Below are 25550 nucleotides of genomic sequence, written 5' to 3'. Positions count from 1 at the left end.
GCACTGCGGCCTCGTAGTTGGGGAAAGCCACCGCCATTCCCTCACTGGATCCCACGATGCGCCGCACTCTGTTCCTTTCGATCGCCCTTGCCCTGCAGGTCACCGCGACCACCGCTGCTGCCGAACCCACCCGTGTTTCCGCCGAGGCCATCGCCTCGCAGCCGCTGGACCGGGCGCTCAACGCGCTGTCGCGCCAGACCGGGCTGCAGTTCGTCTACAACACGCAGACTGCCGGCAACCCGCGCACGCCGGCGGTGCCGGCCGGGCTGTCCGCCGATGCGGCACTGGGCCGCCTGCTCGCCGGTACCGGGCTGCGCTACCGCTATCTCAACGAAACCACCGTGACCATTGAGTCGGACGCGGTCGGTACCGAGCCGAGCTCGGGAATGGTCATGCCGATGGCCGTGGCAGGCACCGACGCCGCACCGCTGCAGGCCGCCGCCACTGTCGAAGGCGTCAATCCGCAGAACCTGGAAACCATCCAGGTCACCGGCAGCTACAGCCGCAGCCTGGAGCAGGCGGTTGACCTGAAGCGCACCAACATCGGCTTTTCCGATTCGATCGTCGCCACCGACGTGGCCGACTTTCCGGAGCAGAACCTCGCCGAAGCGCTGCAGCGCGTTCCCGGCGTGACCATCGAACGCAGCAAGGGGCTGGGCACCAAGGTCAATGTGCGCGGCCTGCCGTCGGAGTACACGATGGTCTCGATCAACGACCTGGCGACCGCGTCGGGCAGCGGTGGCCGCGACGTCGAGTTCGACATGTTCGCCTCCGAGATCATCCAGCAGGTCACGGTGCAGAAGTCGCCGACCGCTGCCGGCGAGGAAGGTGGCATCGCCGGTTCGGTGAAGATCAGCACCGCGCGCCCGTTCGACTACAACGAGCGCAAGCTGGTGGTGTCGGCCGAAGCCGCGCACAACAGCATCTCCCAAAAGGTGGACCCGCGTTTCGCGTTCCTGGCCGCCGACACCTGGGGCGACTGGGGCGGCCTGGTGTCGTATTCGCAGTCCAAGCGCACCAACCGCACCGATTCCACCTCGGGCATCAATTTCCGCCCGATGTCGCGCTTCCTCAGCGCCTCCGGCACCCGTGGCACCCAGGCGCAGGCGGTGCTGGCGCGCGACGCCGGGGTCAACATCGTCAACCGCAACAACACGGACGAAACCAACCTGGTGGTGTTCCAGGACAAGGTGGGCGACCGCGTGTACCTCAACGAGCAGGACAAGTGGGGCGCCACCGCCTCGCTGCAGTACAAGCCGAGCAGCAGCTTCAGCCTGACCTTCGATGCGATGCTCGGTGGCTACGACGCGACTGAAGACGAATACGACGCGGCGGCGTACTCCGCCTCCAGCCGCAGCACCCTGGACACCATCCACGAGTACGACGCCACCACCCTGTCCGAGTACGGCATGGTGGTCCTGCGCGATGTCTCCTACACCGCCACCCAGCACGAGATGCTGAGCAAGGAGCGGATCAACAAGACCGACTACAGCCAGTACAGCGTCGCCATGGACTGGAAGGGCCAGGACTGGTACGTGGACGCCATGGCCGGTTACTCGGGCGCGGAGAAGACCTCGGACTACTCCAATCTAAAGCACGTGGCCTACGCACCGTCGCGCACCCGCTGGACCGGTCGTAGCGGCGAGACCGTTCCCAGCACCCCGGGCGGTTTCGACATGTACAACGCCTCCGACAAGTACCTGTTCGAGGCCTACGAAACCACGCTGGAGAAAGTGGACGACGACAAGTACGCCGCCCAGGTCAACGTGACCCGCATGCTCGACCTGGCCTTCCTGCCGGCGTTGCGCGACGTCAAATTCGGCGCGCGCTATACCGACCGCTCCAAGCAGCGCCAGTACGGCGAGCTGAAGATCACCGGTCCCGGCCCGGGCAGCAGCGCGTGGGTGAACACCCGCACCATGGCCGACAGCCCGTTGCAGTCGATCGGCGACATCGTCCCCGGTGGCGGCTACACCATCAAGGACCTGGACTGGCAGCAGATCTCCAACGACTACGCACGCCGCGCGTTCCGCTATGACGGCTTCTACACCCCGTTCGACGCCGGCCAGTTCTACCAGGTCGACGAGAAGGTGATGAGCGTGTACGCCATGACCGACTTCGCGTTCGACATCGGCCACGTGCCGGTGACCATCAACGCCGGCGCACGTTACGTGGACACCAAGGTCAACTCGTTCGGCTACCACCCGATCCAGCGCCCGGACGGCAGTACCGGCTACACCGACACCCCGGTCTCCAAGGACGGCAGCTACGACGACCTGCTGCCGAGCTTCAACATGACTGCGGAACTGTCGCAGGGCCTGCTGCTGCGCGCGGCGGCGTCCAAGGTGATGATGCGCCCGGCACTGACCGACATCGCCTACAAGCGCACCGCCAGCTGGGGCTCGTACCGCTTCACCGACGGCAACCCGGAGCTGAAGCCGACCTATGCCAAGCAGTGGGAAGTGGGCCTGGAGAAGTACCTGGACAACGACGCGCTGTTTGCCGCGTCTTATTTCCGCAAGAACATCGATGGCGTGGTGATCAACTCGCTCACCGGCGTAGTCGAAGACGTAGCGGTGTACAACGCCAACGGCACCCTGAACGGCATCTTCGACTTCGACGTGTACCAACCGGTCAACGCCAAGGGCTCCTACCAGGTCGACGGCGTGGAGCTGGTCGCGCAGCTGCCGCTGGGGATGTTCACGCCGGTGCTGGAAGGGTTCGGCATCAATGCCAACTACACCATGCTGGACAGTTCGCTGGCCGGCGAGTCCGACCTGGGCATCCGTACCCCGATGCCGGGCTTGTCCGAGAAGACCTGGAACTTCACCGCCTACTACGAGAACGACCGCTTCGACGCACGTGTGTCCTACAACCACAAGGACGAGTACGTGGAGTCGATCGGCTATGACATGTACCCGATCTGGCGCGATGCGTATGGCCAGATGGACGTGTCGATCGGCTACCGGATCACCGACAACATCAAGGTCAGCCTGAAGGGCATCAACCTCACCAACGAGATCACCAGCGGCTACACCATGGACCCGTCGTTCCCGACCATGTACGAGGCCTCCGGCCGCCGTATCAGCCTGGGCCTGCGTGCCGACTTCTGATTGATCTCCCCCTGCCTGTCGCCGCGCGGCAGGCAGGGGCCTGCAAGGAACCTTCATGCGTACTCTTCTCCTGCTGGCGCTGCTCGCGCCGGCCTTGGCCAGTGCGGCCAACACGGACCCCGGCGCCGGCCGCGACTGGCAGCCCGGCGACCACCACGTCCACAGCGAATGGAGCGTGGACTGGGACCGCAGCACCACGCCGCCCACCCCGATCCGCGGGGGCGATTCGTCCTACACCCGTAGCCGCAACGCGCAGCAGGCGCGCCACTTCGGCCTGCGGTGGATGGTGCACACCGACCACGGTGGCCCCGGGCACTCTGCGGTGACCCGCGACCATGCGTATCCCGCATTGCTGCAGGCCCGTCGCGACGTGCCCGACCTGATCCAGTTCAACGGCATGGAGTTCGACGTGCCGGCCGGTGAGCATGCTTCGCTGATCATTGCGCCCGGTCCGAAGGAAGGCGAGCAGTTGTTTGCCATCGAGCGCGACTACAGCCGCGGTGAGCCGCTGCAGGAAGGCAGCCGCGATACCCATCAGCACATGCTGGATGCGTTGAACCACATGCGCGGCCTTCAACCGCTGCCGTTGATGCTGGTCAACCACCCCTCGCGCACTGCGACCGGGGCAGGGCAGTGGGGCGAAGTGACGCCGGCCGAGCTGATCGCGTGGCACGCCACGGCACCCCAGGTGCTGGTCGGCATGGAAGGCGCACCCGGCCACCAGGCCACCCGCACCGAGCGCGGCCTGTACCGCAACGCGGCGGCGCCGACCTTGGGTGGTTTCGACCAGATGACCACCGAGGTGGGCGGGGTGTGGGACCAGATGCTGGCCGCGGGCACCCGGTTCTGGATCACCGCCAGTTCCGATTCGCACGTGAACCAGCGCGATGGTGGCAGCGATTTCGATCCGGGTGAGTACAGCAAGACGTACGTGTGGGCGCGTCCTGAAGCGGACGACATTCTCGAGGGCGTTCGAGGCGGTCGCATGTTCGCGGTAACCGGCGATCTGATCGACGCGATGGAATTCAGCGTGCAGGCTGCCGACGGCGCCGCGACGGCCCGGATGGGCGAGACGCTGTCCGTCGCCGCAGGCACCCCGATCCGGATTCAGTTGCGGGTGCGCAGGCCGGAAGCGACCAACGCGATGGGCCAGCACCCGATGTTGCGGCAGATCCAGCTGATCGTCGGCAGTGGCGGCGCGGAATCGCCGCAGATGCAGACCCGCCGGTTCACCGCGAAGGAATGGAAGCGGGAAGGGGCGTGGTACCAGGTTTCCTGGGAGCTGCCCGCACCTGCGGGTGGTGGCTTCGTGCGCGCACGCGGCACCAATACCGACGAGCCCACGCCGCTGGCCGACATCAAGGGCGAAGACCCCTGGCAGGACCTGTGGTTCTATTCGAACCCGGTGTTCATCACGCGGTGAAGACCGCGCCAGCAGGCGTGCACGGGGTGGTCACGGCGGCTTCCTGACCCTTGGAGGCATCACCTACCGAGAGCAGCCGATGACCACCCTGACCCTGCATGACCTGGCCAAGAAAATGGCCGGCATCGACTTCACCATGCTGCAGACCTTCGCCGACAACGGCGAGATCGCAGGTCGGCCGATGAGCAACAATGGCGATGTCGATTACGACGGCGACAGCTGGTTCTTCGCCCTCGACAGCACCGACATGGTCCGCGAACTGCAGGCCGAACCCAAGGTCGCGCTCAGCTTCACCGGCAGCAAGGGCCTGCTCGGCAAGCCGCCGCTGTTCGTGTTCGTGCAGGGCAAGGCACGCCTCGTACGGGACAAGGAGGTCATGCGCGAGCATTGGCAGAAGAGCCTCGAGCGCTGGTTCGAACAGGGCATCGATACGCCCGGCCTGGTCCTGATCCACGTCCACGCGCACCGCATCCACTACTGGGACGGCGAAGACCAGGGCGAAATCCGCGTCTGAACCCATGCCTGGCATCATCCGCCCGCTGATCGGCTGTGCCGGCTGGTCCATCCCCAGCCGGTACGCCGATCTGTTCGGGCCGGGCGACAGCATGCTGGCACGCTACGCCACCCGATTCCCGGTGGTGGAGATCAACTCCTCTTTCCTTCGTCCGCACAAACCCGCGACGTACGAGCGCTGGGCGACCACCGTACCCGCCACGTTCCGCTTCTCGGTCAAGATGCCGCGCACCATTTCCCACGATTCGGGCCTGGTCGGGGTGGGCAGTTTGCTGGATCGTTTCCTCGATGAATCCCTGGGGCTCGGCGCCAAGTTGGGCGGGCTGCTGTTGCAGCTCCCGCCGTCGCTGGCACTGGATCCGCGCAGGGCCGCCAGCTTCTTCCGCGCACTGCGCCGTCGCAGTGCCGTGCCGCTGGTCTGCGAACCCCGGCACGCCAGCTGGTTCACTGCACCTGCCGATGCGCTGCTGCTGCGCCACGATGTTGCGCGCGCAGGCGTGGACCCTGCACGGGTACCGTCGGCCGCGCATCCAGGCGGCGCGTCCTGTTGGCGCTACTGGCGCTGGCACGGATCGCCGCGCATGTACTACAGCGACTACGGCGAAACTGCGCTCGTCGGCCTGGCCGATCAGATGGGGGCGGTGGCAGCGTCGCCGCCGTGGGTCATCTTCGACAACACAGCGCACGGCTTCGCCGTTGCCAACGCTGCACGTCTTCAGGAGCTCACCGCCGATGCCTGAGGGCCCTTCCATCGTCATCCTGCGCGAGGCTGCGGCGAAGTTCCGTCGGAAGACCGTACGCCGCGCCATCGGCAACAGCAGCCTGGACCTGACCCGCATGGAAGGCCGGCGTGTGTTGTCCCTGCGCAGTTGGGGTAAGCACTTCCTGATCGAGTTCAGCGGCTTCAGCCTGCGCGTGCACATGCTGATGTTCGGGAGTTACCGCATCGACGAGCGCAAGCCCGCGCCGCCTCGTGTCTCGTTGCAGTTCGACAACGGCGAGCTCAACATCTACGCCTCTTCGCTGAAGTACATCGAAGGACCGCTGGACGATACCTACGATTGGCGCACCGACGTGATGAACGACGCGTGGGACCCCCGCTTGGCGCGGCGCCGCCTCAAATTGCAGCCGGAGACGCTGGTCTGCGATGCGCTGCTCGACCAGGACCTCTTCGCCGGGGTTGGCAACATCATCAAGAACGAAGTGCTGTTCCGCCAGCGCGTGCACCCCGAGTCGCGGATTGGCGACCTTCCGCCGCGGGTGCTGGGCAGGGTCATCACTGACGCACGTGAGTACAGTTTCAGATTCCTTGAGTGGAAGCGTGCCTTCGAGCTGCGCAAACACTGGCAGATCCACACGAAACGAACGTGTCCCAACTGCGGCGGGCCGGTCTCAAAGACCTATCCAGGCAAAAGCAAGCGGCGCACGTTTTTCTGCCCGAACTGCCAGGTCCGTTACTGAGCCGCCTGCCGGTGACGCCGTGACGACACGGCGTGGAGGCCGGATGGCGTAGGCTGCGGCCCCATGACCAGCCAAGCCTCCGCCGCGCGCTCGAGCGCAACAGCGCCCCACGCAGCTGCTACCGCCGCGACACCGACCCGCTCGATGATCGTGGCCGGCCTTTCCACCGTGGTGGAATGGTACGACTTCACCCTCTACCTTTACCTGGCGACGGTGCTGTCGCGGGTGTTCTTCGGCGGGGGCGAGAATGCGCTGCTGGCGACCTTGGCCGGGTTTGCGGTGTCCTACCTGATGCGTCCGCTGGGCGCACTCTGTTTCGGCCACCTCGGCGACCGCTTCGGGCGGCGCTACATGCTGCTCGCCTCGATGGCATTGATGACCGTGGCGATGCTGGCCACCGCCCTGCTGCCCACCTTCGACAGCATCGGTACCACCGCAGGCGTGCTGTTGCTGCTGCTGCGCTGTGTCATGGCGTTCTCGGTGGGCGGCGAATACACCGGCGTGGTCGCCTACCTGCTGGAATCGGCACCGCTGCGCAGGCGCGGGCTGGTCACCTCGCTGGCCTCGGCCGCGAGTGAGGTCGGGGCGCTGCTCGCGGTGGCACTGTCAGCGCTGACCGTCGCCGTGCTCAGCACCGCGCAGCTGGATGGTTGGGGCTGGCGCATTCCCTTCTTCGTCGGTGCCGCCTTGGCCGGCGGCATCCTGCTGGCGCGCTCGACCATGCACGAGTCGCCCGAGTTCGAACGCCAGGTGGCGGCCGGCACCGTGCCGACCTCGCCGATCCGCGATACCTGGCGCTTCCACCGTGGGGCGGTTGCCCGCACCTTCGCCATTTCCGCGCTGGGCTCGATCACCTACTACGTGGGCATCACCTACGTGCCCGCGTTCCTCGGCTCGGCCAGCGACATCGGTGAATCGCAGGCGCTGTGGTTGTCGACCGGCGCGGCGGTTGCGGTGATCCTGGTGACGCCGATGGCCGGCGCGCTGTCGGACCGGGTAGGGCGCCGACCGGTGCTGATCGGCTTGGCGCTGCTGTCGGCCCTGTTGCCGTTGACCATGTTCGGTGTGATGGCCAGCGGTACGGCCGTGCAGATCGGCCTGGCCGCCGTGGTGCTGGCGTGCCTCGCCGGCGGCGTCAGCGCCGTGGCTGCACCAGCTACCGCCGAGCAGTTTCCCGGTGAAGGCCGGCTCAGCGGCCTGGCCCTCGGTGTGACCATGGCCACCGCCTTCTTCGGCGGCGCCACGCCGCTGATCGCCGAACTGCTGGTGCGCCACACCGGTTGGGCCGCAGCACCGGGCGCGATGATCGCCGCGGTGGCGTTGCTGGTGTTGCCGGTGATGTGGGGGCTGCGCGAAACCCGGCCGACCTGACGCCGGGCAGAGCCCCGCTCTACGCGTGCTGGATGGTCAGAACTTCCAGCGCAGGCTGGCCGACACAAACCGCGGCTCACCGTAGTTGTTGTAGTCCAGGTTCGCCCAGTAGGTCTTGTCCAGCGCATTGCGCACGTTGAGCGACGCGGTCCAGCTGTCATTGATCGCGTAGTTCGCGTGCAGGTTCACCAGCATGTAGGCCGGCTGCTTCACCGTGCGCGTGCCACCCAGCGGATAGGGGATGTTGTAGCCCTCCACCTCGCTCTGCCAGGAGAACCCACCGCCCACGGTCAGCTTGTCCAGCACGCCGGGCAGGCGCACGCTGGTGTTGAGCTGCAGCAGGTCTTCCGGCGGATTCGCGTACAGCATGTCGGTGGCGGCGCGGGTCACCTTGACGTGGGTGAAACCGGCATTGACCGTCCAGCCCGGCATCACTTCGCCGTTGATGTCCATTTCCCAGCCGCGCGCCTTGGTGCCGTTCACGCCGATGTAGGCCGAGCTGCCATCGCTGAGGCTGCCGTCCGGCACGCTCATGTCGCGCACCGCGTAGTTGTCCTGCTTGGCTTCGAACACCGCGGCATTGGCGGTCAGGCGGCCGTCGAACCACTGGGTCTTCAGGCCGGCTTCCAGGTTGGAACCCTGCACGGGGGCCAGCAGGTTCTCGTTGCGGTCCTTGTAGTTCTGCGGGTTGAAGATCTCGGTGTAGCTGCCGTAGACCGAGACGTTGGGGTTGATGTCGTACACCAGGCCGACGTACGGGGTGACTTCGTCGCTGACCTTGTAGGCGCCGCTGGTGGCGGTGTACGCACCGGCGGCGTTGTACGCACGGGTCAGGGTTTCCCAACGGCTCAGGCGCGCACCGGCGATCAGCGAGAGCGGATCGGCCAGGCGCAGGCGGGTGGCAAGGTAGAAGCCGCTCTGGGTGGTGTGGGCGACGCGACGGGCGCCAGTGCGGCTGTAGGTGACTTCGGAAATGTCGCCGTCCCAGGTGTACACGTTGGGAATGTAGTAGCAGCGTTCGGTGCCGCAGCGGGCCCAGTCGGTCGGGTAGCGCAGTGCGATGGTGTTGGTGGTGCCTTCGAGGTCGGACCACTGCGCGCCGACGGTGAGGTCGTGCTCGCGGCCGAACAGCGGGAAGGTGCCGCTGAGGTAGGCGTCGACGTTGCGGCGGGTGTCTTCGGAGTCGCCGGCGGCGGCGCGCAGGAAGATGCCGGCGCCGGTGTCCGGGTTCGGGTTGCCGGTGCCGTACAGGCGCACGTTCTGCACGTTGCCGCGGGTGTAGGCGGTGTTGATCTTCAGCAGCCAGTTCTCGCCGAACCGCTGTTCGAGGTTGGCGAAGGCGGTGCTGGTTTCGCGCTTCCAGTAGCTCCACTTCGGCGACAGGTTGGTTTCGCGCGGGAGGTGGGCGAAGTTGCCCTGGCTGTCGAAGAACGGCACGGTGCCCCAGGTGGAGCCGTACGGGTTGTTGTCCTGGGTCTGGTAGCCGACGGTGACGGTGGTGCTGTCGGTGAGGTCGCCTTCGAGCACGGCCATGCCGGCCATCTTGTTTTCGTCATAGCGGTCGTAATACAGCCCGCGGTCGGTGTAGGCGGCGACCACGCGGCTGCGGAAGCGGCCGTCGGCGGTCAGCGGTGCGTTGACGTCGGCTTCCATGCGGCGGAAGTCCCAGCTGCCGGCGCTGACCGCGAAGGACGCGTCGAAATCCTTGCCCGGGCGCTTGCGCAGCAGGTTGACCGTGGCCGAGGGAATGCCGGCGCCGCTGAGCAGGCCGTTGGCGCCGCGGATGACCTCGATGCGGTCATAGAAGGCGGTGTCGTATTCCTGGTTGGTCGAGCCGCTGTAGGTGGGGATGCCGTCGACCTGGAAGTCGGTGATGGCAAAGCCACGCGCGTAGTACAGCGGGCGCTGGGTGTCGTAGAAGGACACGCTGACGCCGGTGACGTTGCGCAGCACGTCGTTGATGCTGAACAACGCTTCGTCCTGGATCCGCTGCAGGCCGAGCACGGTGGAGGACTGCGGGGTCTCCTGCAGGCTGATCGGCAGGCGGGTAGTGCTGGAGGGCGCACGCTGGGTGCTGACCACGTTCACCTTGTCCAGGGTCTTGGCATCGCCAGCGGCATCAGCGGTCTCGGCCAGGGCGAGCGGCGAAGCCAGCGACAGCACGGCCAGGACAGCGAGGCCCAGCGGGGCGCGACGGACGGAACGGGAGGGGAGGGAACGGAAGGACATTTGCGGTCTCAGTGGCAGCGGGGGTGCACAACGGGACGCAAATGTAAATCGTTCTCATTCGAATTACAATAATTTAACGAAGTGGACAGGCAAAAGAAAACCGGCCACAGGGGCCGGCTCTCCAAACGTCGGTGACCGTAGAGCGGGGCTCTGCCCCGCTGCCCGGGCTCACAACGCCTGCAACTCCTCATTGGCGTTGCGCTTTTCCGTCACCGGCGCCGGCGGGGTCAGCATCACCGCCGGGCTGGTGCCCTCCGGCACGTCCAGGAACGGCAGGCGCAGGGTGTCGCTGGTCTGGCGGCGGATCTCGTTGGTCAGCGCAGCGCTGTCGTTGAGCTTGCGCCCGTAGGACGGCACGATCTCGCGCAGGCGGGCTTCCCAGCCGGCGGCCATCTGCGCGGGGAAGGCCTTCCTGAGCAGGTCGAGCATGATCGGCGGCGAGGTCGACGCGCCCGGCGAGGCGCCGAGCAGGGCGGCCAGGGTGTGGTTCTGGTCGGTGACGATCTCGGTGCCGAACTGCAGCACCGCGCCCTTTTCGGGATCGCGCTTGATGATCTGCACGCGCTGGCCGGCGGTGACCAGCTTCCAGTCTTCGCGTTTGGCATTGGGGAAGTACTTGACCAGCTCGGCCTGGCGGTCGTCGTCGTTCAGGCGCGCCTGGCCCATCAGGTACTTCACCAGGTCAAGGTTTTCCATGCCCACGTCGAGCATGCCGGCCACGTTGTTGTGGTTGACCGAGGAATACAGGTCGAACCACGAGCCGTGCTTGAGGAACTTGGTGCTGTACAGCGCGAACGGGCCGAACAGGACCACCGGCTTGCCGTCGAGCTTGCGTGCGTCCAGGTGCGGCACCGACATCGGCGGCGAACCGGTTTCGGCCATGCCGTAGGCCTTGACGCTGTGGCGGCCGGCGATCTCCGGCGACTGGAAGGCGAGGAACTGGCCACCCACCGGGAAGCCGGCATAGTTCTTCGATTCGGGAATGCCCGAGAGCTGCAGCAGCTTGAGCGCGGCACCGCCGGCGCCGATGAACACAAACCGCGACTTGAGGGTGGACTCGGTTCCGGCGTTGAGGTCCTTGACCGTCACGTTCCAGGTCTTGTCGTCGTTCTGGCGCAGCGCCCGCACTTCATGCTCCAGGTACAGGCTGAAGTTCGGATTGCGCTGCAGGCCCGCGGTGAGCTGGCGGGTGATGACGCCGAAGTTGACGTCGGTACCCAGCGGCATCCAGGTTGCGGCGACCTTCTGGTTCGGGTCGCGGCCTTCCATCAGCAGCGGGGCCCATGCCTTGATCTGCGCGGGGTCTTCGGAGTACTGCATGCCGTAGAACAGCGGGTTCTTCACCAGCGCCTGCTGGCGCTTGTGCAGGTAGGCGATGTTGTCATCGCCCCACACGAAGCTCATGTGCGGCGTGGCGTTGATGAAGTCCGAAGGCTGGCTCAGGCGGCCTTCCTTCACCTGGTGCGACCAGAACTGGCGCGAGATCTCGAACTGCTCGGCAATGCCGACCGCGCGCTTGGTCTCGATGCTGCCATCGGGCAGTTCCGGGGTGTAGTTGAGTTCGGCGAAGGCCGAGTGCCCGGTGCCGGCATTGTTCCAGCCGTCCGAACTTTCCAGGGCAACGCCATCGAGGCGCTCGAACACCTGGATGTTCCAGTCCGGCTGCAGTTCCTGCAGGAAGGTGGCCAGGGTGATGCTCATGATGCCGCCGCCGACCAGGACTACGTCCACCGGCTTGTCGTTGCCGGCGGCCGGAACCGAGCGCTGGGTCAGCGGCCAGTACAGGAAGACCGCGGCGGCGATCAGCAGCAGGGCAAACAGGGCGAGGACGAGCTTCGCGAATTTCCTGCGACCTTCGGAACGCGGCGGGGCGCCGTCCGAAGGCGTTCCAGACGATTTCGTCATGGGAATTCTCTTCATTGGGGAGAGGGGCAGGATGCCGACGCTTCCGAGTCGAAGCGTGAAGAAACAAGCACTTGAACGCATCCAGACGTCGATTTTAGCCCGTTCCGGTACGAATTTGGTGCAACGCAGCATCCGGTCGCTGTGCCAGGCCCGGTCAGTCGATTCCCATCGTGAAGTATTCAGCGAGGAAGTAGCCGGTCTGGTAGAGCAGGGCGAAGATCGCGAGACCCAGGTGCCAATGTCGTGATCGGCTTGCAATGCCCAGTCCTGCGATCAACAGCATGATCCCGGTGTGCACCGGATAGGCCTCGCCCAGCATCTGCCAGCGGCTGTGGCCCTTGATCGCGGTATCGCCCAGGTCGAGCAGGGTCACCAGCGCCAGCATGCCGAAAAAGCCGGCGCGCCGCTGCAGCAGGTACTGCTCGTAGCTGCCGTACTCGCGCAGGTCGTCCGGGAACAGCAGCACGCACAGCATGTACCAGCTGGCGCAGTAGCCGATCACGAACAGGTACAGGCCGAAGGTCCACTCGCGCACGCTGGCCAGGCGGAATTCCCACCACCAGAACGTCACCACCGACACCAGCGTCCACAGCACCCAGCACAGGTGGATGCCCGACCAGCCACCGCGCCGGGCCGGGTGCTCGATGATCGAGGCCAGGCCCTTTACCAGCGTGGTGATGCTCAGGCCGAGGATGATGCTGAGCACCACCCGGAGATGCAGGTAGACCGGATCCGATTCCATTGCCACCCCCAGCACGTTGGCCCGATCGTGCCAGATCGGAGGTCCATCCGCGTCAACGCCGCTTCCGCACCAGGGTTGCCGACGCTGACAGCACTGCCCTGGTCAGCAGCGCCATGGTCTGTACGTCGCCCTTCCAGTGCTGCCAGTACAGCGGCACGTCTTCCCAGGCGCGCGGTTTCATCAGCACCAGCCGCCCGGCTTCCAGGTGGCGCTTGACCAGCGGCAGTGGGTTCATGGTCCAGCCCAGCCCGCCCAGGTTGGCCTGCACGAAGGCGCGGGTGGAAGGAATCCACCAGGTCGGCGCGGTCATCGGCAGCTCCTCGCCGGCCAGGCGGCGGGCAAAACGCGCCTGCAGATCGTCCTTGCGGTTGAACACCAGCACCGGCGCCTGGGCCAGCGACTGGGCGTTCACCCCCTTGGCGAAGTACTCCTCATGGAACGCCGGGGTGCAGGTCGCGGCATAGCGGATGCTGCCCAACGGGTGGATCTGGCACCCCTGTACCGGTTCGTCCAGCGTGGTCACCGCGCCCAGCACGGCGCCCTGTCGCAGCAGCGCCACGGTGTGGTCCTGGTCTTCCAGGCGCAGGTCCAGGGTGGTGCCGGTCTGCTCGGCGAAGCGCAGCGCAGCGTCGGTGAACCACGTTTCCAGACTGTCGTGATTGACCGCCACGGGAATACTGGCGTGCGGCAGGTCCTCGTCGGCGATGCCCATCCGATGCAGTGCGTCGTGTTCCAGCAGTGCGGTCTGCTCGGCCAGCTGCACCAGTACCTGGCCTTCCGGGGTCGCCACCGCCGGCGAAGCGCGCTTGACCAGCAGCCGGCCGACCCGGTCCTCCAGCGCCTTGACCCGCTGCGAGACGGCAGAGGCGGTGACGTTGAGGGACTGCGCGGCACGGTCGAAGCTGCCTTCGCGGATCACCGCCGCCAGGGCGCGGAGCTGGGCATGGTCGATGCGCATCGTCTTAAGTTCCGCTAAAGATGGTTAAGTAAGTTTAGCTCTACTTTTTCATGTTGCGGCGCGACAATACGCGCCATCCGGTGCTGTACGCCTTGGCGAGGCACCGCCCCCCGCACTACAGGTGGCAACCATGTTCTCCTTCATTTCCGGCGGCCCCGGTCTGGCCGCGTGGTTCAGTGGCGCCGCCGCCGGCATCGGCCTGTTCGCCGTGGTCGGCGCGCAGAGCGCCTTCATCCTGCGCCAGGGCATCCTGCGCAAGCACATCGTTCCGGTCGTGGCGACCTGCGCGGCGATCGATGCGATCTTCATCTTCGCCAGCGTGGCCGGCCTGAGCACGCTGACCCGCGCGCTGCCGTGGCTGACCACCGTGGTGCTGTGGGGTGGCGTCACCTTCCTGGCCTGGTACGCGTGGCAGTCGGCGCGTCGCGCGCTGGCCGGCACCGGCGGCATGCAGGTGGACGACAGCGACAACAGCTCGCGCCGCGCGGTGCTGACCGCTGCGGTCGGCTTCTCGCTGATCAACCCGCATTTCTGGCTGGACATGATGGTGATCGGCTCGATCGCCGACAACTTCGGCAATGCGCGCATGGCCTTCGCCGCCGGCGTGGTCACCGCCAGCTGCCTGTGGCTGACCGCACAGGGACTGGGCGCGCGCATGCTGGCGCCGTTGTTCACCCAGCCGAAAACCTGGCGGATCCTGGACGGCACCATCGCCGTGATCCTCTCCATCCTGGCCCTGAGCCTGGCGTTCCGCGGCGTGCATTGATCTCTCTCTCTCTCTCTCCGTCAATGCACGTCTAAATGGCACCGCTCGCGGTGCCATTTTCTTTTCAGGGCCGTTCCAGAAACCGGATGACGGTACTGGTCTGGCGCGGGGCGATCTGTCTACACTCCGCCATCACGGACAAGGTGTCCGGACCGAAGGGGGAAGGATGAAGTACTCGAAGTGGGCGGCGCTGGCCGTCCTGGCTGCGTTGTGTGGTTCGGTCGGGCAGGCGGCCGCCGCCGAGGTGAACCTGGACCATTACCTCAAGCGCGATACCTTCAACGACATCAAGCTGTCGCCGAGTGGCCAGTACTACGCCGCCACCATCCCGATGGAGGACCGCACCGGCGTGGCCATCCTGGACCGGGAGGCCGGCAAGGTGGTCGGCTCCTTCATGCCGCCGAAGAACAACCACGCCAGCAGTTTCTACTGGGTGTCCGACGACCGCGTGCTGATCGGCCTGGCCGAGAAATTCGGCTCGCTCGACAAGCCGCAACCCACCGGTGAACTGTATTCCCTGAGCGCCAGGAGCGGCCGCGGCGACCTGCTGGTCGGCTACCGGGTCGAGGGCGCCGGGCCGGGCACGCGCATCCAGCCGAAGAAGGTCGAGGCAGTGGCCGCGTTCCTGATCGACTCGATGCCGCAGGAAGAACGCAACGTGCTGGTCACGGTGTGGCCGTTCTCCAGCGATCCGTACACGCGTGTCGACCGCCTGGACGTGACCAGCGGGCGCCGCCAGACCGTGGCGCGCTCGCCGGTGCGCAATGCCGATTTCGTCAGCGACCCGAGCGGGCAGATCCGCTTCGCGCACGGTGCTGGCAGCGACAACATCAACAAGCTGTACTACCGCGGCGTGACCGGCGAAGACTGGAAGCTGGTCAACGACGAAGCCGTGTCCAAGCGGATCGAAACCGCGCTTGGCTTCTCCGAAGATGGCCAGACCGCGTATCTGCAGGTCCAGCAGGCCGACGGTCCCGACGCGATCGTAAGCTGGGACCCGGCAACCGGGAAGCGCGCCACCCTGCTGCGTGACCCGGTGGTCGACCCCCAGCAGCTGCTGTACCGCCCGGGCACCCGCGTGCCGGTCGGTGCGCTGTACATGGGCGACAAGCCGCGCACCCGTTTCTTCGACGACGCGTCGGCCGACGCCCGCCTGTACCGCAGCCTGGAAGCCGCCTTTGCCGGCGAAGGGGTGTTGATCACCTCCAGCACCCGCGACGGTCGGCTGGTGCTGGTGCAGACCTGGTCGGGCGGCAATCCCGGCGATTTCTACATCTTCGACACCGTCGCCAAGTCGGCCGAGCACCTGATCAGCCGCAGCGGCTGGGTCGATGCGGCGCGCAGTGCCAAGGTCACGCCGTTCGCGTTCAAGGCCCGCGACGGCATGGAACTGCACGGCTATCTGACCGCGCCCACCGCCTCGGGCACGGCCAAGCCGCCGATGGTGGTGGTGCCGCACGGTGGCCCGTTCGGCGTGTTCGACGACGGCAGTTACAACAGCGAAGCGCAGATGCTGGCCGATGCCGGCTACGCCGTCCTGCAGGTCAACTTCCGCGGTTCGGGCAACTTTGGCCGCGCCTACCGGCAGGCGGGCGCGCAGCAGTGGGGCGGCACCATGCAGGACGACGTCACCGACGCCACCCGCTGGGCGATTGCCCAGGGCCACGCCGACGCGTCGCGCATCTGCATCTACGGCGCCAGCTACGGTGCCTATGCCGCGCTGATGGGCGCCGCGCGCGAACCGGGGCTGTACCGCTGCGCGGCCGGCTACGTCGGGGTCTACGACCTGCCGATGATGCATACCACGGGCGATATCCAGCGCAGCGGTTCGGGCAGCACCTACCTGAAGGAATGGCTGGGCAGCGCCGCCGAGGTGGCCGCGGTGTCGCCGGTGAACCTCGCCGATCGCATCAAGGTCCCGGTGTTCCTGGCCGCAGGCGGCGAAGACGAGCGTGCCCCGATCCAGCACACCAAGCGCATGGAGACGGCGCTGAAGAAGGCGGGGGTGCCGGTGGAGTCGCTCTACTACGACACCGAAGGCCACGGCTTCTACACCGACCCGCACCGTCGCGAGTACTACGGCAAGCTGCTGGCGTTCCTGTCGCACAGCCTGGGCGGCAAGACCGCCGGAGCAGCGCCGGCGTCGCCCTGAGCGGACACCACGACGATGGACAGGCGGCACCTGCGGGTGCCGCACCAGGAGGGGATGGATGCGCATGACATTCATGGCCGCGCTGCTGGGCACAGGCGCTGCACTGCTGTCGGCCAGTGCCGGTGCGGTCGACCTGGACCGGTTCCTGCGCGAGGACGCGTTCGGCACGCTCAAGATTTCCCCGGACGGCACTTACATCGCGGCGACCATACCGCTGGAGGACGCCACCGCCGTGGCGATCATGCGCAGCACTGACATGAGCCTGGTGGGCTCGTTCCGGCCGCCGCGATACAGCCACGCCGACACCTTCGACTGGGTGAGCGATCAGCGTCTGGTGATCGGCCTGGCACAGAAGGCCGGTCGGCTCGACCGGCCGCAGCCGACCGGCGAGCTGTACGGCATCAACGCCGACGGCAGGGGCAGCGACCTGCTGGTCGGCTATCGGGTGGGCGGCTTGAATGAAAGCCAGGTGGCTGCATTCCTGACCGACGAGCTGGCCGACGACGACCGCAACGTGCTGATCGCGGTGTGGCCCTTCGCCGACAATCCCTTTACCCGCATCGAGCGCATGGATGCGGTGACCGGGCGCCGGCTGGTGGTGGCGCGGTCGCCCGTCCAGCGTGCCGAGTTCACCACCGACAGCACCGGCGAGGTGCGCTTCGCACTCGGTGCCGGCGCGGACAACGTAGGCAAGCTGTACTACCGCGCCCAGCGCGGCGAGGACTGGGTGCTGGTCAACGACGTGTCGGTCAGCCACCATGCGGAGCGTGCGCTGGGGTTCAGCGCGGACGGCAGCCTGGCCTATCTGCAGGTGGAACAGCCCGAAGGGCCCGATGCCATCGTCAGCTGGAACCCGCAGAGCAACGAGCGCCGGCAGCTGCTCCGCGACGACACCGTGGACCCGGGCCTGGTGATCTACCAACCCGGCACCCGCGTGCCGGTGGGGGCGCTGTACTACGGCGACATACCGCGCGCGCGCTTCTTCGACGACACCTCCAGCACCGCGCGTCTGTACCGCACCCTGCAGGCCGCCCTGCACAACCCGGTGTATGTGACGTCCAGCACCCGCGATGGGCGCACCCTGCTGGTGTATGCCTGGTCGGGCCGCAATCCGGGCGACTTCTACCGCTACGACACGGTCAACCGCACCGCCGCGCTGCTTGCCGGCAGGAGCGGCTGGATCGATCCGTCCAGCAGTGCGGAGGTGCGCCCGGTGGCACTGACCGCGCGCGATGGGCTGAAGCTGCATGGGTTCCTGACCGTCCCCAAAGGCAGGCAGGCCAGCAGGTTGCCGATGGTGGTGGTGCCGCATGGCGGCCCTATCGACGTGTTCGATGCCGGCGACTACCAGAGCGAGAACCAGCTGCTGGCCGCGGCAGGATACGCAGTGCTGCAGATCAACTTCCGCGGCTCGTCCAACTACGGGCGTGCGCATGCCCAGGCGGGACGGCTGCAGTGGGGGCTGCGCATGCAGGACGACGTCACCGACGCCACCCGCTGGGCCATCGCCGAAGGCATTGCCGATGAGAAGCGCATCTGCATCTACGGGGGCAGCTATGGAGCGTATGCGGCGATGATGGGTACGGTGCGCGAACCGGGGCTGTACCAGTGCGCGGCAGGGTACGTGGGTGTCTACGATCTGCCGATGATGTTCGAGCGCGGCGACATCCAGAACCAGAAGTCGGGTATGAACTACCTGCGCAACTGGCTGGGACCGGTCGAGGGCTTGGCGGCACGTTCACCGGTCAACCTGGCCGACCAGGTGCGGGTGCCGGTGTTCCTGGCCGCGGGCGGTGAAGACAAACGCGCGCCGATCCAGCACACGAAGAAGATGGAAGCGGCGCTGCAGCGTGCCGGCAGCCCCGTGGAAAGCCTTTACTTCAAGACCGAAGGGCACGGCTTCTACACCATGGAGCATCGTCGCGAGTACTACACGAAACTGCTCGCGTTCCTGTCGCGCAGCCTGGGCGGGGAAACCGCGACAACGGCAACGCCCGCGCAACCGTGACCGGTGGCGCGGGCGTTATCCACGTTATGTGATGGCGATCAGAACGCCATCTGCAGCTGCATCTACGCCTGCACATCGCGGACCCCGAGCAGGCGCTCGGCCATGACCGCGCCGCCCAGGTTGGCGCGGCGGTAGCGGTAGTCGGCCCCCAGCATCATCCGGTAGTCCATGCCCGTGGGGGCCTGGCCCGGTACCACGAAGGCGTGGTCGCCGGCGCCGTGCAGGGTGGCACTGCGCGCGCTGGCGCGATGCGCCATGGAGCCAAACAGGGCAGCATCGCCACGCAGCGTCCAGCCGTTGCCCAGGCGGCCGGTCACCGAGCTGCCCAGTTCCAGCTGCATGCCGCTGCGGGTGCCGGCACCCACAGACAGGCCCAGGGCATCGGCACCCACCTCATGGAACGCGCCTTCGCGCGCATGCCAGGCCGAAGCGCCAAGCCGCGGCTGCCAATGCAGGCCGGCCGCCGCCACCTCGGTGCTGAGCGTGCTGCCCAGCCGCACGCGCGACAGGGCACGTTGGCTGTGCGCGCTCATGCGCGTGCTGCCCCAGTGCAACTGGCGCTGGCCGTCGGTCTGGTGCCATTCGTTGCCGAGCGTGTGCTGGAGGGTGAACGCACCCAGCGACTGCGCCATGCCGATACCGGCAAAGCGCGACTGCGAACGGGTCTGGCCGCCGTCGGTGGAGAAGTCCGAGCCGAGCAGGCCGGTGCTCAGCTGCAGCTGCCGGCCACCGCCCAGCGACATCGCCATCTGCATGCCGGTGCCCACGCCCTGCACGCCGGAGGCGGTGGCCGAACCCGGACCGAACGCCAGCATGCGGTAACCGCTGGACGGCGTGGCGCGGGCCAGGCTCGACCAGAACGCATCGCCGTTGGCGGTCAGGCGCATGCCGGCCATGGCCAGGCCGGCACCAGAGAGCTGGTTGAGCGCGTGGTTGAACTCGGCGCCGCTGGCCACTTCCAGGCTGTGGTACAGCGCATTGTTGGCGTAGCCTGCTTCCAGCGCGGCGGCAATGCCGTGGCCACCGGCATCGGCCAGATCGCGGTAGTCGTTGCGGGTCATCACCACGTCGACGTTGCCGGCGGCGTCGCGCTCGGCCTGGGCCTGCCAGACCACGGTGGCGCTGCTGATGTTCTGCTCGCCGCCGTCGGCGCCCACGAACACCTTTTCCAGTCGGACCTGCGAGGCGTCGGTGCCGCGGGTGAAGCCGGTATCCACGTGCACGTCGGACAGTTCGCCGCCTTCATGCAGCACCATCTGCCCAGCGCTGCCGTCGGCATTGGTGCCAACGGTGTAGCCGCTGATCCCGCGCGGCGCCTGCCAGCCCAGGTCCGGGGCAGGGCGGTCGGCGTCCTGGGTGGGCAGGTCGGCGTGGACACCGCTGCCGGCGCCGAACACGTTGACCTGGCCGTTGTTGATCAGGCGGCCGCCGCCGTTCGCGCCCATGCGGAACGCGTGCGAGTTGTCGGCGTGGATGTTGATCACCCCGCCGCGGCGGTTGTTGAGGGCGGCCGAGCCGTCGGACTGCATCGCCACCATGTTCTGGCCATTCTGGCCGCCGGCCACGCCCAGGTTGATCACGCCGTCGTTGATCAGCGTGGCGCCGCGCGCGCCGGACATCGCCACCGCGCCGTCGCCGGTGACGGTCAGGGTGCCCTGGTTGAGCAGGGTGGCGTGGCTGCCTTCGGCATGCATCGCCGACTGGTTGCGTGCGTTGCTGGTGATGCGTCCACCGACGCGGTTGACGCCGCTGCTGGCGTGGCTGTCGGCGACCAGGGTCAGCACGCGCGCGTTGCCGTCCAGCGTGATCTGGCCATGGTTGTCGAAGGCTTCGATCGGATCGCGCTCATTGCCCACCCGCGCGGTCACCGCATGTACCAGCGCGCCCTGGTTGAGCGTGCCGCGCGCGGTAACGGTGCCATGGTTGTCGAACTCGGCCATGCCGCCCAGCGCGAAGCCGCCGCCATCGACCAGCAGGCTGGCATTGCGGCGGCGTTCGCCGTTGTCGAACTCGCTTTCACCGCTCAGGGTCACCACGGTGTCGCGCAGCTCCATGCTGCCCAGGTTCTCGATATCCGAATCGCCGTCGATGCGGATGCTGGCGCCCTGCGCGACCAGGGTGCCGTGGTTTTCCAGGCTGCCGTCGCGCTGCAGGTGCAGCTGCCCCTGCAGTTCCAACCGCCCGTAATTGTCCAGCTCGCCGTCGTTCTCCAGCAGCAGGCGTGCGGCCTGGCCGATGCGCAGGGTGCCGGTGTTGCGCAGCTCGCCGTCGTTGCGCACCGCCAGGGTGCCAGCGCTGATGTGCAGGGTGCCTTCATTGCGTGCGTTGCCGACCACGCGGGTTTCCACGTTACGGTCCCAGGTGACGTCGCTGCCGGGCGCCGCCAGGTGCTGGTTGCCACCGTACTGGCCGCCTTCGCTGCCGGGCGGCAGGCCGCCACCGCCACCGCCGCTGCCACCGTCGCTACCGCTACCGCCGCCACCACCACCACCGGCTGCCGCAGCAGCGCCGCCGGCCAGGGCCACGCCACCCAGCAACCAGGCGCTCATGCCGCGCGACTCGCCGTCACTGTCGCCGCTGTCATCGCACTGCAGGTGGTCGGGCGTGCGCTCGCAGTCGACGTCGTCGTCGGCGTAGGCGGGCGCGGCAAGGGAACTGCACAGGGCAAGTGCGACAAAGACGGCCAACGGCCGACGGGCAGGAACAGCGGGTGACATTGGAAACTCCATGGACGCATCGGGGAAAACGTGCAGCTGCGTCGGGCAGGTCTGCACGTAGGAACGCCATGGTGGTCAGCCGCGGTGTGGCTGTATCTACAACTTGTTTCAACGCCCGCAAAGTGTGACTGGGTCGGATGGTGTTAAGAAGTGTTTATGTGCAGGGGTGCAACACCCGTGTCACTTCACCCCGTGCATCATCCGCTTCAACAACGGCGACCCCGCCAGTGCCACGGCGGCGCAGCCCAGTCCGATCCACATCAGCAGCCAGAACAGGTGCTCGTAGCTGGCGGCGGCGCTGGCGATGTTCATGGTTTCGCCTTCGGGCACCTCGATCGCGGCGAGCTTGCCGAACAGCGCGGCCAGCGTTTCGGAGAACGCGGTGGCCAGGAACCAGGTGCCCATCATCAGGCTCACCACGCGCGGTGCGGCCAGCTGGGTGACCGCCGACAGGCCGACCGGGGACAGGCACATCTCGCCGATCTCCAGCACCAGGTAGGCCAGCACCAGCCACCACACACTGGCCATCTGCCCGGTCGCGCCGACCTGCTGCGCGGCCAGTGCCAGCGGAATGAAGGACAGCGCACCGAACACCAAGCCCAGCGACGACTTGACCGGCTTGGAGGGATCCAGCCGACGCTTGTCCAGCCACGCCCAGAGGGCGGCGAACAGCGGTGCCAGCACCACCAGGAACAGGCCGCCCAGGTAGGTCAGCGAACCGGCGGTCTGCGGGATCACCAGGCAGTCGCGGATCAGCATCACCAGCATCAACGCGACGATGGCGATGAACAGGTTGCGCGGCGCGGTCGAGCCGGGGTTGCGCTCGGACAGGCGTGCGGCCACCACGAAGCCAAGCGGGGCCAGCAGCAGCGAGGCGATCGACCACGGCAGCGGCGTGCCGCCCTGGATCACCAGTGCGGGCACCAGGTCCTTGGTCAGCATGCGGTCGGTGAAGGTCACCCAGGAACCGTAGGTCTGTTCGTACAGGGTGAAGAACACCAGCGCCATGAAGATCAGGGCCATCAGCGCGATCATCTGCTGGCGCTGCACCGGGGTGCAGCGGGTGCCGGTGAACCAGGCGAACCAGACCAGCACCGCGCCGAGCACGACGATCATCAGCATCAGCGCCAGGCTGATTTCGCCACCGAGGGCGAAGGCGCCGTTGGCCGCCGCCCACATCAGGGCGGCCACCGGCACCACGCCGAGCACGGCGGCAACGTAGATCAGCCATTCGCGGCGCAGGCCGAACACCGGCTGGCGCAGCGCCACCGGGTCGGTGGGTTCGGCGTGGCCCTGCAGGTACTTCTGGCCCCACAGGAACATCACCAGGCCGACCACCATGCCGATGCCGGCAGCGCCGAAACCGTACTTCCAGCCATAGGCCTCGCCGAGGAAGCCGCACACCAGCGAGGCGAACAGGGCGCCCAGGTTGATGCCGGCGTAGAACAGCGAGAAGCCGGAATCGCGGCGCGGGTCGTTTTCGGGGTAGAGCTTGCCGACGATGGTGGAGATGTTCGGCTTGAGGAAGCCGACGCCCATGATGATCAGCGCCAGCGACAGGTAGGTCACGCCGAGCGCGGCGTTGTCGCGTACCACTTCGCCGTTGATGCGCGTGGCGGCGTGGCCTTCGAAGGCCATGCCCAGGTGGCCCAGCACCAGCAGCACGCCACCGAACACCACGGCCTTGCGCATGCCCAGCCAACGGTCGGCGAGCAGGCCGCCGAACACCGGAATGCAGTAGACCAGGCCGCCGTAGGCGCCGAGCAGGTCAAGCCCGGCCTTGTCGCCGAACAGGTGGTACTTGGTCAGGTACAGCAGCAGCAGCGCCTTCATGCCGTAGAAGGAGAAGCGCTCCCACATTTCGGTGAAGAAGCAGACGTAGACGCCTTTCGGGTGACCGAGGAAATCGTCGGAAGCAGGCTGGGCAGTGGTGGTCATCGGGCCGAAGGCGACAAAACAGGGCGCGATTATCACCGTTCGGACCGCGCGCAGCCACGCCAGTGATATAACATTACAAGTCGCCTTGCCCGTCCCGGCGACCGACCTTGCCGATCACGGCGGATCGGGCATGCCATTCGGCACGGGTTGCCTTGTTTTGGCTTGAACGCTAGGTTTGACAGGATTTTTTGCCAACAGGGGCATCCATGAACAACAACGACGCTGCGCCCAAACAGCTCACGCTCCGCGCGGTGGTGCTGGCCATCGTGCTGGCGGTGATCCTGTCGGCGGCCAACGCCTACCTGGGTCTGTTCGCCGGCCTGACCATCGCCACCGCGATCCCGGCGGCGGTGATTTCGATGGGGGTGCTGCGCCTGCTCGGCGGCGGCACGATCCTGGAGAACAACATCGTGCAGACCGGCGCCTCGGCCGGTTCATCGATCGCTGCCGGCGTGATCTTCACGATCCCGGCGCTGGTCATCATGGGCTACTGGCCGGACTTCAAGTACTGGTGGGTGCTCGGCATCGCCGGGCTGGGTGGCCTGCTCGGCGTGCTGTTCTCGGTGCCGCTGCGGCGTTCGATGATCGTCGAAGACCCGCTGCCGTTCCCGGAAGGCAAGGCCGCGGCCGAAGTGCTCAAGGCCGGTGAAAACCCGGGCCCGGGCCTGAAGATCCTCGGCCTGTCGGCGGTGATCGGTGCGGTGGTGAAGGTGGCGGCCGCCAGCGGCATGCGGCTGATCCCGGACGCCTGGGCGACCTCGGCCTACGTGGGCAGCTCCAAGGTGACCGCGTTCATCGGCACCAACCTGTCGCCGGCGCTGCTCGGCGTGGGCTACATCGTCGGCCTGAATGTCGGCATCGTGGTGGTGTCCGGCTCGATCCTGACCTGGCACATCGCCATTCCGCTGTACCAGGCGTTCTTCCTCGACACCGATCCCGGCCTGGCCGCATCGATCGCCACCGCCTCGTCCACCGACGCGGCGTTCGCCATCTGGAGCGCGAAGATGCGCTACCTGGGCGTGGGCGCGATGCTGATCGGCGGTATCTGGACCCTGATCTCGCTGCGCAAGTCGCTGCTCAATGGCGTCAAGAGCGGTTTCGCCGCGGCGCGCAAGAGCGGTGGCCCGGTCGTGGCGCACACCGAGCGCGACCTGCCGATGAAGTGGATGCTGGTGGCGCTGGTGGTGTTCACCCTGCCGCTGCTGGCGCTGTACCAGGCCATCGTCGGCCAGTGGCACGTCTCGATCCCGATGACCATCATCATGATCGTGGCCGGCTTCCTGTTCGTCTCGGTCTCGGCCTACCTGGCCGGCCTGATCGGCTCGTCCAACAACCCGGTCTCGGGCATCACCATCTCCACCATCCTGTTCGCCTCGGCGGTGCTGGTGGTGCTGCTGGGCAAGAGCGGCCTGACCCCGGTCGGCATCGGCGGTGCCCCGCTGGGCGCGGTGGCGGCGATCATGATCGGCGCGGTGGTGTGCTGCGCCGCAGCAGTGGGTGGCGACAACCTGCAGGACCTCAAGGCCGGCTACATCGTCGGTGCCACCCCGTGGAAGCAGCAGCTGATGCTGGGCATCGGCGCGTTCTCGTGCGCGCTGATCATGGCCCCGGTGCTGAACCTGCTGGCCACCGCCTACGGCATCGGTGCGCCGACCGCCGAGCATCCCAACGCGCTGGCGGCCCCGCAGGCCAACCTGATGGCCTCGGTGGCCAAGGGCCTGTTCGGCGGCCAGCTGCCGTGGGACTTCATCGCCATCGGTGCGGGCATCGGTGCGGCCATCATCGCCTTCGACAGCTGGCTGAAGGCGCGCGGTTCGCGCTTCCGCGTGCCGGTGCTGGCCGCGGCCATCGGTATCTACCTGCCGCTGGAACTGATGGTGCCGATCTTCCTGGGCGGCCTGATCTCCTACCTGGTCGAGCGCTTCCACAAGGTGCGTGCCGACGATGAAGAAGGCCGCGACCGCGTGCACAAGCCGGGCGTGCTGTTCGCCGCCGGCCTGATCACCGGTGAGGCGCTGATGGGCATCGCCATTGCGATCCCGATCGTGGCCAGTGGCCGCGCCGACGTGCTGGCGGTGCCGTTCAGCCTGCCGGCCGCGCAGTGGATCGGCCTGGCCGTGCTGTTCCTGGTGGGCTGGCTGATCTACCGGACCGGCAAGAAAGCCCATTCGGTCTGATCCGGCCGCTGATTGAACCCGACAAACCCCGCTCCGGCGGGGTTTGTTTTACCCATGACGTGTGGCCTTTGCGCGAG

General features: G+C 67.1%; 16 protein-coding genes. 10 read left to right on the top strand and 6 right to left on the bottom strand.

Features of this window, described 5'->3' with window-relative positions; genetic code table 11:
* Positions 1–56 precede the first annotated feature (56 nt).
* The 6 genes from C2U58_RS00370 (at position 57) to C2U58_RS00345 (ending at position 7881) form a co-directional block, all read left to right on the top strand.
* Entirely contained in the window at positions 57–3113 is a 3057-nt protein-coding gene (locus tag C2U58_RS00370) for a TonB-dependent receptor (protein ID WP_216362365.1), read from the top strand.
* A 55-nt stretch (positions 3114–3168) separates the two neighbouring features.
* Positions 3169–4536: a hypothetical protein gene (locus C2U58_RS00365; RefSeq protein WP_102944071.1), complete on the top strand. Its 1368-nt coding sequence runs from the start codon at positions 3169–3171 to the stop codon at positions 4534–4536.
* 79 nt (positions 4537–4615) lie between these two features.
* Positions 4616–5050 carry a pyridoxamine 5'-phosphate oxidase family protein gene (locus C2U58_RS00360; protein ID WP_102944070.1) on the top strand — a complete coding sequence of 145 codons (435 nt, stop codon included), beginning with the start codon at positions 4616–4618 and terminating at the stop codon, positions 5048–5050.
* Positions 5051–5054: 4 nt separating this feature from the next.
* Positions 5055–5789 carry a DUF72 domain-containing protein gene (locus tag C2U58_RS00355; RefSeq protein WP_102944069.1) on the top strand — a complete coding sequence of 245 codons (735 nt, stop codon included), beginning with the start codon at positions 5055–5057 and terminating at the stop codon, positions 5787–5789.
* Positions 5782–6510: a DNA-formamidopyrimidine glycosylase family protein gene (locus C2U58_RS00350; protein WP_102944068.1), complete on the top strand. Its 729-nt coding sequence runs from the start codon at positions 5782–5784 to the stop codon at positions 6508–6510. The genes C2U58_RS00355 and C2U58_RS00350 overlap by 8 nt, the downstream gene beginning before the upstream one ends.
* Before the next feature lie 144 nt (positions 6511–6654).
* Positions 6655–7881 carry an MFS transporter gene (locus tag C2U58_RS00345; RefSeq protein ID WP_102944067.1) on the top strand — a complete coding sequence of 409 codons (1227 nt, stop codon included), beginning with the start codon at positions 6655–6657 and terminating at the stop codon, positions 7879–7881.
* A 36-nt stretch (positions 7882–7917) separates the two neighbouring features.
* Here C2U58_RS00345 and C2U58_RS00340 read toward each other — a convergent pair whose 3' ends face one another.
* From C2U58_RS00340 to C2U58_RS00325, 4 genes are all read right to left on the bottom strand, one after another.
* On the bottom strand, positions 7918–10110 hold the full coding sequence (locus C2U58_RS00340; RefSeq protein ID WP_102944066.1) for a TonB-dependent siderophore receptor: 2193 nt from the start codon (positions 10108–10110) through the stop codon (positions 7918–7920).
* A 168-nt stretch (positions 10111–10278) separates the two neighbouring features.
* Positions 10279–12015 (bottom strand): malate dehydrogenase (quinone), encoded by a 1737-nt coding sequence (gene mqo, locus C2U58_RS00335; protein ID WP_102944065.1) that lies wholly within the window; start codon positions 12013–12015, stop codon positions 10279–10281.
* 154 nt (positions 12016–12169) lie between these two features.
* Complete coding sequence (locus tag C2U58_RS00330) at positions 12170–12757, bottom strand: hypothetical protein (RefSeq protein WP_102944064.1); 588 nt, start codon at positions 12755–12757, stop codon at positions 12170–12172.
* 52 nt (positions 12758–12809) lie between these two features.
* Positions 12810–13715: a LysR family transcriptional regulator ArgP gene (locus C2U58_RS00325; protein ID WP_102944063.1), complete on the bottom strand. Its 906-nt coding sequence runs from the start codon at positions 13713–13715 to the stop codon at positions 12810–12812.
* A 130-nt stretch (positions 13716–13845) separates the two neighbouring features.
* On the opposite strand from C2U58_RS00325, the gene C2U58_RS00320 reads away from it, so the two are divergent.
* From C2U58_RS00320 to C2U58_RS00310, 3 genes are all read left to right on the top strand, one after another.
* Complete coding sequence (locus C2U58_RS00320) at positions 13846–14481, top strand: LysE family transporter (RefSeq protein WP_102944062.1); 636 nt, start codon at positions 13846–13848, stop codon at positions 14479–14481.
* 166 nt (positions 14482–14647) lie between these two features.
* A complete protein-coding gene (locus C2U58_RS00315) occupies positions 14648–16633 on the top strand; it encodes a prolyl oligopeptidase family serine peptidase (protein WP_102944061.1) in 1986 nt (661 codons plus the stop codon).
* A gap of 58 nt (positions 16634–16691) precedes the next feature.
* Positions 16692–18641, top strand: coding sequence for a prolyl oligopeptidase family serine peptidase (locus C2U58_RS00310; RefSeq protein WP_102944060.1), 1950 nt, complete (start codon positions 16692–16694; stop codon positions 18639–18641).
* A 62-nt stretch (positions 18642–18703) separates the two neighbouring features.
* Here the strand turns inward: C2U58_RS00310 and C2U58_RS00305 are convergent, their stop codons facing one another.
* Together C2U58_RS00305 and C2U58_RS00295 are read right to left on the bottom strand one after the other, a co-directional pair.
* Positions 18704–21358: a hypothetical protein gene (locus C2U58_RS00305; protein WP_172448029.1), complete on the bottom strand. Its 2655-nt coding sequence runs from the start codon at positions 21356–21358 to the stop codon at positions 18704–18706.
* Between the two features lie 180 nt (positions 21359–21538).
* Positions 21539–23296 carry an oligopeptide:H+ symporter gene (locus C2U58_RS00295; protein ID WP_102944057.1) on the bottom strand — a complete coding sequence of 586 codons (1758 nt, stop codon included), beginning with the start codon at positions 23294–23296 and terminating at the stop codon, positions 21539–21541.
* A 206-nt stretch (positions 23297–23502) separates the two neighbouring features.
* On the opposite strand from C2U58_RS00295, the gene C2U58_RS00290 reads away from it, so the two are divergent.
* Complete coding sequence (locus C2U58_RS00290) at positions 23503–25473, top strand: oligopeptide transporter, OPT family (protein WP_102944056.1); 1971 nt, start codon at positions 23503–23505, stop codon at positions 25471–25473.
* Positions 25474–25550 lie beyond the last annotated feature (77 nt).

Source organism: Stenotrophomonas sp. VV52, from assembly GCF_002893095.1.
Classification (GTDB): domain Bacteria; phylum Pseudomonadota; class Gammaproteobacteria; order Xanthomonadales; family Xanthomonadaceae; genus Stenotrophomonas; species Stenotrophomonas aracearum.
The sequence above is the reverse complement of the archived record's forward strand: the minus strand, read 5'-3'. Positions and strand labels throughout refer to the sequence as shown.